This window comes from Haemophilus seminalis (assembly GCF_006384255.1).
Lineage (GTDB): Bacteria > Pseudomonadota > Gammaproteobacteria > Enterobacterales > Pasteurellaceae > Haemophilus > Haemophilus seminalis.
Genome location: NZ_VCED01000006.1, coordinates 100,531 through 114,712, shown reverse-complemented (window position 1 = coordinate 114,712; position 14,182 = coordinate 100,531). Strand labels below are relative to the sequence as shown.

At 37.2% G+C, this 14,182-nt stretch carries 14 protein-coding genes and 1 tRNA gene; 3 read left to right on the top strand and 12 right to left on the bottom strand.

Translation table 11 applies throughout. The features are described 5' to 3' along the window. Positions 1-53: 53 nt before the first annotated feature. The 6 genes from infB to FE813_RS08570 form a co-directional block, all read right to left on the bottom strand. Positions 54-2,588, bottom strand: coding sequence for a translation initiation factor IF-2 (gene infB / locus FE813_RS08595; protein WP_139990234.1), 2,535 nt, complete (start codon positions 2,586-2,588; stop codon positions 54-56). Positions 2,589-2,599: 11 nt separating this feature from the next. Next, entirely contained in the window at positions 2,600-4,087 is a 1,488-nt protein-coding gene (nusA, locus tag FE813_RS08590; protein WP_139990233.1) for a transcription termination factor NusA, read from the bottom strand. Positions 4,088-4,104: 17 nt separating this feature from the next. After that, entirely contained in the window at positions 4,105-4,560 is a 456-nt protein-coding gene (gene rimP / locus FE813_RS08585) for a ribosome maturation factor RimP (RefSeq protein WP_139990232.1), read from the bottom strand. Between the two features lie 186 nt (positions 4,561-4,746). Beyond that, positions 4,747-4,823: transfer RNA gene (locus FE813_RS08580), tRNA-Met, on the bottom strand. A gap of 102 nt (positions 4,824-4,925) precedes the next feature. Beyond that, positions 4,926-5,063 carry a hypothetical protein gene (locus FE813_RS08575; protein WP_139990231.1) on the bottom strand — a complete coding sequence of 46 codons (138 nt, stop codon included), beginning with the start codon at positions 5,061-5,063 and terminating at the stop codon, positions 4,926-4,928. Next, positions 5,060-5,782: a BUD32 family EKC/KEOPS complex subunit gene (locus FE813_RS08570; protein WP_139990230.1), complete on the bottom strand. Its 723-nt coding sequence runs from the start codon at positions 5,780-5,782 to the stop codon at positions 5,060-5,062. Before FE813_RS08570 ends, FE813_RS08575 begins: the two co-directional genes overlap by 4 nt. A 78-nt stretch (positions 5,783-5,860) precedes the next feature. On the opposite strand from FE813_RS08570, the gene FE813_RS08565 reads away from it, so the two are divergent. Then, positions 5,861-6,424: a YceB family lipoprotein gene (locus FE813_RS08565; protein WP_139990229.1), complete on the top strand. Its 564-nt coding sequence runs from the start codon at positions 5,861-5,863 to the stop codon at positions 6,422-6,424. Between the two features lie 29 nt (positions 6,425-6,453). On the opposite strand, the gene bioD is transcribed toward FE813_RS08565, so the two are convergent. The 6 genes from bioD to FE813_RS08535 all read right to left on the bottom strand — a co-directional run bounded on the left by bioD (position 6,454) and on the right by FE813_RS08535 (position 10,748). After that, positions 6,454-7,185 carry a dethiobiotin synthase gene (gene bioD, locus FE813_RS08560; protein ID WP_139990228.1) on the bottom strand — a complete coding sequence of 244 codons (732 nt, stop codon included), beginning with the start codon at positions 7,183-7,185 and terminating at the stop codon, positions 6,454-6,456. A 101-nt stretch (positions 7,186-7,286) separates the two neighbouring features. Beyond that, positions 7,287-7,553, bottom strand: a complete 267-nt coding sequence (locus tag FE813_RS08555; protein WP_139990227.1) for a YcgL domain-containing protein — start codon at positions 7,551-7,553, stop codon at positions 7,287-7,289. 3 nt (positions 7,554-7,556) lie between these two features. After that, on the bottom strand, positions 7,557-8,585 hold the full coding sequence (gene add / locus FE813_RS08550; protein ID WP_139990226.1) for an adenosine deaminase: 1,029 nt from the start codon (positions 8,583-8,585) through the stop codon (positions 7,557-7,559). A 101-nt stretch (positions 8,586-8,686) separates the two neighbouring features. Then, entirely contained in the window at positions 8,687-9,799 is a 1,113-nt protein-coding gene (gene apbC / locus FE813_RS08545) for an iron-sulfur cluster carrier protein ApbC (protein WP_139990225.1), read from the bottom strand. Positions 9,800-9,955: 156 nt separating this feature from the next. After that, positions 9,956-10,321, bottom strand: a complete 366-nt coding sequence (locus FE813_RS08540; RefSeq protein WP_139990224.1) for an SEL1-like repeat protein — start codon at positions 10,319-10,321, stop codon at positions 9,956-9,958. 19 nt (positions 10,322-10,340) lie between these two features. Then, positions 10,341-10,748, bottom strand: coding sequence for a tetratricopeptide repeat protein (locus FE813_RS08535; RefSeq protein WP_235898326.1), 408 nt, complete (start codon positions 10,746-10,748; stop codon positions 10,341-10,343). Between the two features lie 354 nt (positions 10,749-11,102). On the opposite strand from FE813_RS08535, the gene metG reads away from it, so the two are divergent. Continuing rightward, positions 11,103-13,151 carry a methionine--tRNA ligase gene (metG, locus tag FE813_RS08530; protein ID WP_139990223.1) on the top strand — a complete coding sequence of 683 codons (2,049 nt, stop codon included), beginning with the start codon at positions 11,103-11,105 and terminating at the stop codon, positions 13,149-13,151. Between the two features lie 112 nt (positions 13,152-13,263). Further along, on the top strand, positions 13,264-14,124 hold the full coding sequence (tehB, locus tag FE813_RS08525; RefSeq protein ID WP_044233312.1) for an SAM-dependent methyltransferase TehB: 861 nt from the start codon (positions 13,264-13,266) through the stop codon (positions 14,122-14,124). The last annotated feature ends 58 nt before the right edge of the window (positions 14,125-14,182 follow it).

The window sequence follows — 14,182 nt, the reverse complement described above, 5'->3', positions numbered from 1 at the left end:
ATCTGCAAATAAAAAGGGCATATCTCACTATGCCCTACATAAATTATCTAGTATTAGATTGAACGTTTAACTTCAACCACTTCAAATACCTCGATTTGGTCACCGATTTTTACATCGTTGTAGTTTTTCACGCCGATACCACATTCCATACCGTTACGAACTTCAGATACGTCGTCTTTGAAACGGCGAAGAGATTCTAATTCCCCTTCAAAGATAACGACGTTATCACGTAATACACGGATTGGGTTATTACGTTTCACTACACCTTCGGTCACCATACAACCTGCGATTGCACCAAATTTCGGATGACGGAATACATCACGAACTTCAGCTAAGCCAATAATTTCTTGTTTAAATTCAGGCTCTAACATACCGCTCATTGCAGCTTTAATTTCATTCAACAATTCATAGATGATTGAGTAGTAACGTAAATCAATGTTTTCCGCTTCAATGACACGACGCGCAGACGCATCAGCACGAACGTTAAAGCCAACAATAATGGCATTAGATGCTGCAGCTAAAGTTGCATCAGTTTCAGTAATACCACCTACACCAGAACCAACAACTTTAACTTTTACTTCATTGGTAGAAAGCTCATTTAACGCTTGAACAATCGCTTCTACGGAGCCTTGTACGTCCGCTTTCACAATGACGTTCAATTCAGCCACATCGCCTTCAGACATATTGCTAAACATATTTTCAAGTTTCGCTTTTTGCTGACGAGCTAATTTCACTTCACGGAATTTACCTTGACGATATAACGCCACTTCACGTGCTTTTTTCTCATCACGTACAACGGTTGCTTCATCACCCGCTGCTGGCACACCTGAAAGACCTAATAATTCAACCGGAATTGAAGGACCTGCTTCATCCACTTCTTTTCCGTTTTCATCACGCATTGCGCGCACACGGCCATATTCAAAACCACAAAGTACGATGTCACCTTTATGTAATGTACCTGATTGAACCAAGATAGTTGCTACAGGGCCGCGACCTTTATCCAAGTAAGATTCAATGACTACACCACTTGCCATGCCGTCTTTTACAGCAGTCAATTCAAGCACTTCAGATTGAAGTAGGATTGCATCTAATAAATCATCAACCCCTGTACCTTTCTTCGCAGATACTGGAACGAATTGCACATCACCACCGAATTTTTCAGAAATTACATCATATTGTAATAATTCTTGCTCAACACGGTCTGGGTTTGCTTCTGGTTTATCGATTTTATTTACTGCAACCACTAAAGGTGCACCCGCTGCTTTTGCGTGTTGAATCGCTTCGATAGTTTGAGGCATCACACCATCATCGGCAGCAACAACAAGAACAACGATATCTGTTGCTTTTGCACCACGCGCACGCATAGATGTAAACGCAGCGTGTCCTGGAGTATCTAAGAAGGTGATCATTTTGCCATCATCCATTTCTACGTGATACGCACCGATATGTTGGGTAATCCCCCCTGCTTCACCTGCTGCCACTTTCGCTTTACGAATATAGTCAAGTAAAGAGGTTTTACCGTGGTCAACGTGACCCATGATGGTTACAACTGGTGCACGTGTTACTTTTTCTGCGTTTACATCGCGATCGCCTAATACCGCTTCTTCAAGCTCATTTTCATTACGAAGAATCACTTTATGGCCAAGTTCTTCTGCTACTAATTGAGCGGTTTCTTGGTCGATAACTTGGTTGATTGTCACCATTTCGCCCATCTTCATCATCGTTTTGATGATTTCAGTCGCTTTTACAGCCATCTTGTTCGCTAATTCAGCAACGGTGATGGTTTCACCAATGACAACATCCGCTTTTACAGCTTGAACTGGTTTAGTAAAGGCTTGTTGAAGTGCGGCACCTTTTTTGCCGTTTTTACCTTTACCAAACTTAGCGTCTTTTTGATTTTTACGATTAGATTCGCGCTCGTTTTTCAAGTTTTTGCTATTTTCATCGTCACGACCGCCTTTTTTCGCTTTCGCTACTTTATTTTTGCCACGGCCACGATTTTCGTTACGACGATCTTCTTCATCTTCTGCTTCAAGTGCGTATCTTGAACTTAAGTTGTAATCAGAATAGTCTTCAGAAGAAGATTCATTGTCTGAATCATCTGCTTCAGCATAACGTTTCGCTTCTTCTGCTGCACGGCGAGCTTGTTCTTCTGCTTTTTGACGAGCTAATTCTTCAGCCTTACGACGAAGTTCAGCTTCTTCTGCTTTACGTTTCTCTTTTTCAGGATCAATCGATTTAGCTTTAGAATCTACCGCACTTTTTGCTGGCTTAGCTGTTTCTGCTTTCGCTTTTTCAGCTTTTGCTTTTTCATCAGCTTCTTTCTTAGCTGCCGCTTTTTCAGCGTCTAAACGAGCTTTTTCTTCTGCTGCTTTTTGTTCCGCAATTTTTTTCGCTTCCGCTTCTTGCTGCGCTTTTAATTTTGCTTCTTCTTGTTGAGCAATATCAGTTTTTACTGTGCGTTTTTTACGTACTTCTACTTGTACTTCTTTGCTTTTACCGCCAGTTGTTGTGCTGCTAACTGTTGTTTTTGTTCTGCGTTGAATGCTTAATTTTTTTGGCGCATCAGCCTTAACATCTTCAGTCATTACTACTCTCCTTATTCTTCGCCAAACCAACAGATATTACGTGCAGCCATAATTAAATCAGCTGCCTGTTCTGCTGTTAATTCTTCAATATCTGCTAAATCATCTACACCCTGTTCGGCGAGTTCTTCGAGAGTAGTAATTTGTTTTTCAGCTAATTTGAATGCCACATGGCGATTCATGCCATCTAAATTCAATAAGCGATCTTCAATATTTGCTTTTTTTAATGCCTCTTCTTCAGCAACTGCTGCAGCTGTAATCGCATTTTTAGCTCGAGTTTGAAGTTCTTCTACAAGATCTTCATCTTCTAAACCATCAATTGCTGTCAATTCATTCATTGGCACATAAGCAATTTCTTCTAAACTTGTGAAGCCTTCTTCTACAAGGATTTGTGCAAATTCTTCATCAAGCTCTAAGGCATTAATAAATAAATTTAACACCTTATTATCTTCTGCTTGATGTTTTGCATTTAAATCATCAGTGGTCATTACGTTTAGTGTCCAACCGGTTAACTGTGTTGCTAAACGCACGTTTTGACCATTACGACCAATTGCTTGTGCCAGGTTAGCTGCTTCAACTGCAATATCCATAGAATGATTATCTTCATCAACGATAATAGAAGACACATCAGCTGGTGCCATTGCATTGATCACGAATTGTGCCGGATTATCATCCCAAAGTACGATATCAACGCGCTCACCACCAAGTTCATTGGTAATGGCTTGAACACGCGCACCACGCATACCTACACAAGCGCCAACTGGGTCAATTCGTTTATCATTTGATTTCACAGCAATTTTAGCGCGGGAGCCAGGATCACGAGCCGCCCCACGAATTTCAATCATTTCCTCGCCAATTTCAGGCACTTCAATACGGAATAATTCGATCAACATTTCTGGTTTAGAACGCGTCACAAATAATTGTGCATTTTTGCCTTCAGGGTTCACTTTATAAAGCACACCACGTACGCGGTCACCTGGACGGAAATTTTCACGAGGAAGCATATCTTCACGGGCAATAATGGCTTCTGCTTTATTTCCTAAATCTAGGATAATATTATCACGAGTAACTTTTTTCACCGTGCCAGTTACAATTTTACCTTCTTCTGAACGGAATTGTTCAACCACTTTTTCACGCTCTGCTTCACGAATTTTAGTGCTAATGACCTGACGTGCTGTTTGCATTGCAATACGATCAAATTCGATAGATTCGATTTGATCTTCTACATAATCGCCAATTTGAAGATTTGGATCTTCAAATTGTGCCGCTTCCAAAGTGATTTCTTTCGTTGGCACTTTGACTTCGTCAACAATTAACCAACGACGGAAAGTATCAAAATCACCTGTTTTTGGGTTGATTGATACACGAATATCAGTTTCGTATTCGTATTTTTTCTTGGTAGAGAGCGCAATCGCACTTTCTAACGCTTCAAAAATTTTCTCACGTGGTAATAACTTTTCATTGGATACGGCTTCTGCCGCCAGTAAAATCTCTTTACTCATTTTTTCTTTTACTCCTTTTAAAATTTTGCAACAACATTCGCTTTTTGAATGTTACCAAAGACTAAAACTTGTTCCTGACCATCCACGATTAAAATAACCATATCGTTTTCAATACGCTCTAACTTACCTTGCCATTTACGGCGTTCCATCACTGGAATTCGCAAATGCACGGCGATATCTTGCCCAATATAGCGTTCAAATTGTGACAAGGTAAATAGCGGACGATCTAAACCTGGTGACGACACTTCTAGATTGTATTTATCCGCAATTGGATCTTCCACGTCTAAAATTGCGCTCACTTGACGACTTACATCTGCACAATCATCGACAGTCACGCCACCTTCTTTATCAATAAATAAACGCACAGTCATAAAACGGCCTGCACGTTGACATTCAATACCCCAAAGTTCACAGCCTAAATCCTCTACTGCGCCTTGTAGCATTTCTTGTAAATTTTGTTCTAATGTAGCCAATTTCTACTCCTATACTATAGTGTCAGTTTTTAGTCAAAATTACTTCTTTTGATTAATCTAAAAACTTCTACAAAAAATTTTAGGCATAAAAAAAGGGTTAGGTTCACAGGAACCTAAGCCCAGTTTTTATTAAATTTCTTATAGAAAAAAACCCCAATACTGGGGTTCTTTTACTGAACTTATTATTGGTTGCGGGGGCCGGATTTGAACCGACGGCCTTCGGGTTATGAGCCCGACGAGCTACCAAGCTGCTCCACCCCGCGTCCGAAATATGGGTTCCATTATAGTAATAAAAATTTAAAATGCAAGAAGTTTTACAAGTTCCTTAAAAACTTTGTCAAAACTTACCGCACTTTTCATCATCACTAGAATCGAATACCAGAGCCAATCCCTAGTCCTAATCCAACGCCGTTGCTTCCGCCGCCAGCACTGACGCCATCACCTACAGTACAAGCAGCTAATATGCTTGATAATACAATAATAAAAAGTGTTTTCTTCATCATTTTTCCTTTATTAATAAAATTTCAAATAATCGATAAACGGCAATTAAGTCTGTCTTTGCAATAGGTTTAAAAGGTAACAAAAGATAGTAAATCCAGCGAAAACGCTGCAAATATATAATCATATTATGCCAATTTTCGGAATCACAATGCGCTTGATAATACAAGGCAACTTTTTGAATAAAAGTATTCGAAATATCTTCTTCTCGACATAAGCTATCAAAGAAAAATAGCATATCTCGAACGATTAACCAATTTTGATTTTGACTACTTGAACGAGATTCAAAATCAAGAAAAGTAACTTTTCCCTTATCCCAAGTAATATCTCGAATAGCAGGACGGCCATGTACCAGATTTTTAGCATGTAAATCAATCAAAGCGAGACAAGCATCATAAATGATAGAAAATTTTTGCTGATTATTTGCACTCTTATCACATAACCATTGTGATAAAGTGATTCCCGCATCTTCCAATACAAAAAAATCCTCATTATGATAAGAGACTTTTGGAACAGGTGCTTTTTTTTCAGCAAGATTCAACAAAGTTTGTAATTCCTTTTTAAAAGATTGCTTCGGATACGGTTTCAATAGTAGCCAAATCCCCTTCAACTTTTCAGGTTGCTTCAACCAAAATTTCTTGCCTTCATATTGAAAAGGATAAATTCTTTCATCACGATGAGCTATAACTAATTGATTAACATATTCTTTAAATTCAGGGCTCATTACTACATCACTCCATTGCTATTTGTGGTATATTTGTCCACCATTTTATTTTGCTTTTAACTTAACTAAAAATTAAATATGAAAAAAATTAAATTATTATTTCTTACGTTAACGTCTATTTTAGCAGTATCCCCTAATATATCGGCCTCACCTTTTTCAATAACTGAATCTCAAATTAATCAATATCTACAAGAGAAGGGCGCTATTGCGGATAAATTTGGCTTACCCAGATTATTTTTTCTTGATTATCAAGTAAGAAATTTGAGTACCAAAATTGGACAAACTAATGATAAACGCGTAGAAATGAGCGGTACTTTAGAGGGTTTATTTCAATTTGGCAATAAAAAATTGCCCGGGAAATTAAATCTGACCTTCGATACAATTCCTTATTATAATCCTGAAGAAGGCGCGGTTTATTTAAAGAAAATGCGTATTTTACGTTGGTCAGGAGAACCACAGCAATATATGCAACAAATGCAAACAATCATGCCTTTTTTAAATGAGAATATCGCTAGATTACTGGAGAACATTCCTGTTTATACATTAGATAAAAACAATATGCGTGATGTTCTTATCAAAAAATTTGCAAAAAAGATTTTAATTGAACAAGGTAAACTTACATTGGATACAGGAATTTTTTAAATAACAAGTAGTACTCTTTATTAAGAATTTTATTTAACCAATTCCGTTTTCATATACATCAAACGTTCAATATTTGTTAAATAATGCCCTAATTCCTGTTCTTCTGGTTTATGTAAATAAGGTATTTGTCCTAATAAAGGTGCCTCAATGTGCTTCTCTAAAAGACTAATTATTTCGGCATAATGACCTAATAAAGGATTAATACGATTGGCTACCCATCCTAATAAAGGTACGCCTAGCTGTTGAATTGCTTGAACTGTTAATAAAGCATGATTAACACAACCATCTTTAATTCCCACTACAAGCACTAAAGGCATTTTATGGGAAACAATCCAATCTGCAAAACTTTTTTCCTCTGACATCGGAGTCACTAATCCAAAGGATCCTTCTACCGCAACAGACTGATACTGAGAAGTTAAACGCATAAGATCCTGATTAATCTTCTCTAACTTAATTCTCGTTCTATCTTCTGTAAGCATCGGAAAACGATGAGTAAATGTATAGCTATTAATATCTTGATACTTTACATCCTGATTTGTTGAAGCCATCAATGTTAAAACATCAGAATTGCTGAAACTGTCATAATCTGAATCATTTTTCTCAACTTGAACTGTAGGATACCCCCCCTCCTCACCACAGCAGGCAATAGGTTTATATCCTACTATTTGAACACCCTTATTTTGTAAGGCTTGTATAATTGCTCGACAAGCAGTGGTTTTTCCCACATTAGTATCAGTCCCAGCAACAAAAAAGCTACTCATTTCGTTCTCCTTAAAAAAGTGCGGGCGATTTTAAAAGAATTTTTGAAGAAAGAAATTGAGGTAACGCAAACTTTTGCTTTTTAGATTTAAAAATAAACAGATTATTTGATCTCACTCAAACTATTAAATAAACCATCATCCTGTTTAGGTATCTGTAAATAAAATCCCTGTTGTTTAATTTTTTCCAAAATCTCTTGATTATCTACAGAATACAATCTTTTTGAGCCTAATAAATTAAACATCATCACGATTTCAGGTTTACCAAATTGCTCTAACAGTGCTTCTGGCAAAGAAGAAAAATCATCGCGTTTTTCTAAATATAAATAACTTCCTGGTTTCTTTTTACTTTTATAAATTGCACACAACATAAATTAATCTATTCCTTTCATATTAATATATGTTTTTAATGCAATTTTATCTTCTATACTAAGAAATGATGCATTAATAGCATTATTCAGCAATTTTTTTGCTTCAAATTCAGTTAATTGATAATCAGACTCTAATAATTCAAATTCCTGTTTAATTTCAGTTTGCGATACGGTCATATTATCTGTATTTAGCGTTGCCATAATCCCCTTTTGTAAAAAAATTCTAAGTGGATAATTTTTTAAATTATCAATTGCTTTTGTCTGTAAATTACTACAAGGACACATCTCTACTGCAATATGTTTTATAGCTAAATCAGACATAACTTGCTCAGACTCTACCGCTCGAATACCATGTCCAATACGACTAGCACCAAGATTGATTGCCTGTTGCACATTTTCGGCCCCAGCTGCTTCACCTGCATGAATCGTAAAAGGAATACCAAGTTGATTAGCAAGCTGAAATTCTTGGGAAAAATTTTGGGTTGGATAACCTGCCTCTGGTCCAGCTAAATCCACCGCAACGACCCCAGCATCTTTTATAGTCAGATATTTTTTGGCTATATTAATAGTTTCTAAGTTATTTTCTAAAGAGCCAATTCCTCTTAAACAACATAAAATTAAATTTACTTTAAAAAGTGCGGTATTTTTCAGTCCTTGTTTTAAGCCAACTAATGCGGCTTCCACCACTTCTGATTGATTTAATCCCTTTTTTGTATGAAGTTGTGGTGCAAAACGAATTTCAGCATAAACTACACCTTGTTTATCTAGACGTTTTACCAAGTCAAAAACCGCAGAAGAAATGGAATCTTGTGTTTGTAATAAAGAAACGGGAATTGCAAAACAATTTAAATATTGATTTAAATCACTACAATCTTTGGGCGCTGAAATTAATCTAAGAAGTGATTCAATGTCATTTACAGGTAAGTTGATGTTTTGTTTTTCTGCCCACTCAAAAATCCATTCAGGAGAAAGCGAACCATCCAAATGAAGATGGAGGTCTATCAAAGCATATTTTGATATATTTTTCATCATAATGATCCACCAAATAAAAATTGCGCTAGATTTTATTGAGAAACAGTAAGAAGATCAACACAGGAAAAAACGGGCTGCAATTGCAGCCCTAGTCAATTTTTTTATTTTACTTCTTTAAATAAAATCTCACTTGGGATGACGGAACCTTGCCAGTAAAGTTCTGTAGAGACTTTTTCGGCAAGTTGCAGGAACGCTTGTGAAATTTCATTTTCAGGCACTCGCACAACAGTTGGGTTGCCCGCATCTAAATCTTCACGGATACGAATGTGTAAAGGAAGTTGAGCTAATACTTTTACATTGTATTTTTCAGCCATTTTCTCTGCACCGCCTGTACCAAAAATTGCTTCGTGATGACCGCACTCGCTACAAATATGCATTGACATATTTTCCACAATACCCAACACTGGCACGGAGACTCGCTCAAACATTGCAATACCTTTCACCGCATCAAGCAAAGCAATATCTTGCGGGGTTGTCACTACCACGGCACCAGTCACAGGGATTTGTTGTGATAAGGTAAGTTGAATATCACCAGTACCTGGAGGCATATCGATAACAAGATAATCTAAACTATCCCATAGGGTTTCATTTAATAATTGACTTAATGCGCTACTCGCCATTGGGCCGCGCCAAATTGTTGCGCTATCTTCATTCATCAAAAAGCCAATGGAATTTGCAGATAAACCATGTGCTTTAATTGGGGTGATGTGTTGATTATCTGGCGAAGTCGGACGTTGATCCGCTGCGCCTAACATATGTGGAATAGAAGGGCCATAAATATCCGCATCTAAAATTCCGACACGTGCACCTTGTGCTTGTAATGCTAAAGCTAGATTAACAGAAACCGATGATTTCCCTACACCACCTTTACCAGAACTCACAGCAATAATATTTTTCACACCCTTTACAGCAGGTTGATTATTTGCACGTTTAAGTGTAGCGATTTGATACGAGATCGCCCATTTAATTGCTTTGCAATCTGTTGCTTTCAACAACGCATCTGAAACCGCTTGTTTTAACTGTTCTGCACCAGAATTCCATGCAAAAGGTAATTTCAATTCAATGCGTAAAGTATCACCGCCCTTTTCCACTTTTTTCAAAGTATTAAGCGCAATCAGATCCTTTTGCAGAGTTGGATGCTGAAATTGTTGGATAATCTGCTGAACTTGATTTTGCTGCTCGGCAGTCAAATTATCAGAAAAGTATGTTGCCATAATAACTTCCTGTTTAGTAGAGTAAATTTGTCGGGCATATTTAATCACGGAAAGTGCGGTATGTTAAGTTAAAGTTTTTCAAACCGAATAAAAAACCTGTTTCTGATAACCGATTTCAGAAACAGGTATTTACTCAAATAATGGACTAAACTCAAATCATTCCATTATACAAGCTGTTTTTAGCCCTTTATGACAAGCCTGTTTAAATTTTTCTTTTGCCACCCCAAGGTTTTTTGAGATATGTTGTCCGTTATAATATTGCGCTGCAAGATAGAAATCAGCATTTGCACAATTGTTCTCACTCGCCTTAGTAAATAACTTAAAAGATTGATCGTATTTCTTATCTTTATAAGCTGCCACACCTGATTGAAAATCAGATTTAGCTTGTGATGAACAAGTTTCAACATCTAATGCCAAAGGCGAAATCATTGCAGGAAAGGTAATATCTTCATTAGAAGTACAAGCCGATAATACAGAAAGTGTTCCAACCAAAGAAACCATAGCAATCAATTGTTTTTTCATAATATTTTTCCCCTATTTCTTACTTGTAGCTTTTTAAAACTTTACAAGCGCTCTCTAAACCTTGTTTACAAGATTTCTTAAATAATTCTTTGGCTTTCACTTTATTTCCTATATTGTGGTACATGCCACCTAAGTAAAATTGCGCTATTTTATCCCCTTGCTTTGCAGCCTTGCTATACAACTTTATTGCTTCATCTACACCTTCTCCCTTTTCATACATTCCAGCTAAGAAAATTAATCCCCAATTATTCCCCTGCTCCGCTGATTTACGATACCATTTCACTGCTTCAACATAATCTTGCTTAAAAAATTGCCCCTCGTAAAACATTCTCCCCAACATAAATTGTGCCTCGGGATCTCCCATTATGGCTGAGTCTTTCAAAGATTTTGCAGCCTCTGCGTAATCTCCAGCTTGATAGGCTGCCATTCCCAGTTCCACTTGTAAATCTCTAGCTGCCACAGTTGAATGAAAAGAAAGAAAGAATAGATGCACCTAACAATACGCTGGTAAGCAGTGTTTTTGTCAATTTCATATAATAATCTCTTAAGTTGATTTATAAAAAATACCAAATTTTTTGTTTGGCAATATGTTTTGTTAGTTTCTCTGTAAAGAGAAACTAACACCCAGTATACTGGGTGCGAAATGGTTAAATTTTAAGCTTTTAAAATAGGTAATTTAAAATAAAGTGCGGTGGATTTTCCTTCCATTTTCAAACTAGAAAAAATCCCCTATTTAAAGTAAGATAAGCACAATTTTTGTATGCTAAAAAGAGAATAATAAATGACAACTCAACCCCGTAAAATTTTAGTCACTTGCGCCTTGCCTTATGCCAATGGGGCAATTCATTTAGGCCATATGTTAGAACATATCCAAGCGGATATTTGGGTGCGTTTTCAACGTATGCGTGGCAATAAAATCCATTTTGTTTGTGCAGATGATGCGCACGGTACGCCGATTATGTTGAATGCTGATAAACTTGGCATTACACCAGAAGAATTAATTGCTAAAGCAAAAGCCGATCACATTCGTGATTTTGCAGGTTTCAATATTAGTTTTGATAACTACCATTCCACTCACAGCGAAGAAAACAAACAGCTCACCGCAGAAATTTACAATAAATTAAAAGCCAATGGCTTTATTAAAAGTAAAGTTATTTCTCAGTTATTCGATCCTGAAAAAAATATGTTCTTGCCTGATCGTTTTGTGAAAGGCACTTGCCCGAAATGTAAAGCAGAAGATCAATATGGCGATAACTGCGAAGTGTGTGCTTCAACTTATAGCCCAATGGATTTAATTAATCCTCGTTCAGCCGTATCTGGCGCAACGCCTGTTGTAAAAGAATCTGAACACTTTTTCTTTGACTTACCTGCATTTGAAGGGATGTTAAAAGAATGGACACGTTCTGGCTCACTTCAATCTGAAATTGCAAACAAAATGCAAGAATGGTTTGAGAGCGGTTTACAACAATGGGATATTTCACGCGATGCGCCTTATTTCGGTTTTGAAATTCCGGGTGCAAAAGATAAATTCTTCTATGTTTGGTTAGATGCGCCAATCGGCTATATGGCTTCATTTAAAAATCTATGTGAGAGTGAAGGCATTGATTTCAACGAATTTTGGGCGGAAGGCAGTGATGCAGAACTTTATCATTTCATCGGTAAAGACATCGTTTATTTCCACAGTCTATTCTGGCCTGCAATGCTTGAAGGCAGCGGCTATCGTAAACCGACTAATGTATTCACTCATGGCTATGTCACGGTGGATGGGGCGAAGATGTCAAAATCTCGCGGAACTTTCATTCAAGCCAGCACTTATTTGAATCATATCGATCCTGAATGTTTGCGTTATTACTATGCGGCAAAATTAAATGATCGCATTGAAGATTTAGACTTTAATCTTGAAGATTTCGTACAACGTGTAAATACGGATATTGTAAACAAATTAGTGAATTTAGCTTCACGCAATGCCGGCTTTATTGCGAAACGCTTTGAAGGCAAACTTGCAGATAAACTGGAAGATGAAACATTATTTGCAGAATTTACCGCCCAAGCCGAGCAAATCGCCGCTTATTACGAAAGCCGTGAATACAATAAAGCCATTCGTGAAATTATGGCATTAACAGATAAAGCCAATAAATACATTGATGAAAAAGCCCCTTGGGTGATTGCAAAAGAAGAAGGTAAAGATGCCGAATTACAAGCCGTATGTTCAATGGGAATTGAGCTTTTCCGCGTGTTGATGTCTTACTTAAAACCTATTCTTCCAAAACTGGCTGAACGTGCAGAAGCCTTCTTACAAGCTGAATTACGTTGGGATAATATTCATCAGCCATTGCTTGGCCATACTCTTGCACCATTCAAAGCCTTATTCTCTCGTTTAGAGAAAAAACAAATTGATGCCGTTGTGGAAGAAACCAAAGGCTTATTTGCAGCAGCCAATAAAGCTGCAGAAAAAACTGAAGCAAAACCAACCGCACTTTCTGCCGTTGAACCTATTGCTGAAACCATCACCATTGATGATTTCGCTAAACTTGATATGCGTGTAGCAAAAGTGTTGAAATGCGAAGCGGTGCCAGAATCTAATAAACTTTTACGTTTTGAATTAGATCTCGGCGATCATACTCGTCAAGTCTTCTCTGGCATTAAAGCGGCGTACAATAAGCCTGAAGAATTAGAAGGTCGTTTTGTGATTATGGTGGCAAACCTTGCACCACGTAAAATGAAATTTGGTGTGTCTGAAGGAATGATTCTATCCGCAGGAACAGGCGGTAGTGATTTATTCTTGTTATCTGCCGATAGCGGTGTCACTGCGGGTATGCAAGTAAAATAATCAATTCAATCTAAATTAGGGCAACATTACGTTGCCCTTTTATTTTCTTGTTGAAAATAGATGGCTTATAACCTACTATAACACTCAACTATTTATCTGTTTGGAGAATACTATGAAAAACGAATTAATTTGCTATAAACAAATGCCAGTGTGGACAAAAGACAAATTGCCACAAATGTTCCAAGAAAAGCACAACACAAAAGTCGGCACTTGGGGGAAATTAACCGTATTAAAAGGTAAGCTCAAATTTTATGAGCTAACCGAAAATGGCGATGTGATTGCCGAGCATATTTTTACGCCAGAAAGCGATATTCCTTTTGTTGAACCTCAAGCATGGCATCGTGTTGAAGCCCTTTCTGATGATTTAGAATGTACCCTAGGTTTCTATTGCAAAAAAGAAGATTATTTCAGTAAAAAATACAATATGACTGCCACTCACGGCGATGTGGTGGATGCAGCAAAAATTATCTCGCCTTGTAAAGTATTAGATTTAGGTTGCGGACAAGGGCGTAATTCACTTTATTTAAGTTTATTAGGCTATGATGTGACCTCTTGGGATCACAATGAAAACAGCATTGCCTTTTTAAATGAAACCAAAGAGAAAGAAAACCTTAATATTTCTACCGCACTTTATGATATTAACGCTGCCAATATTCAAGAAAACTACGATTTCATTGTTTCAACAGTGGTGTTTATGTTCTTAAATCGTGAACGTGTGCCGTCAATCATTAAAAATATGCAAGAACATACCAATGTTGGCGGATATAACTTAATCGTTGCCGCTATGTCCACTGATGATGTGCCTTGCCCACTTCCATTCTCCTTCACCTTCGCTGAAAACGAATTAAAAGAATATTACAAAGATTGGGAATTCTTAGAATATAACGAAAATATGGGTGAATTACACAAAACCGATGAAAACGGCAATCGCATTAAAATGAAATTTGCCACAATGTTAGCGAGAAAGAAATAATCACTCATTTATAAAAATATGACCGCCTTTATGAAAAAAGAGCGGTCATTATTTTATT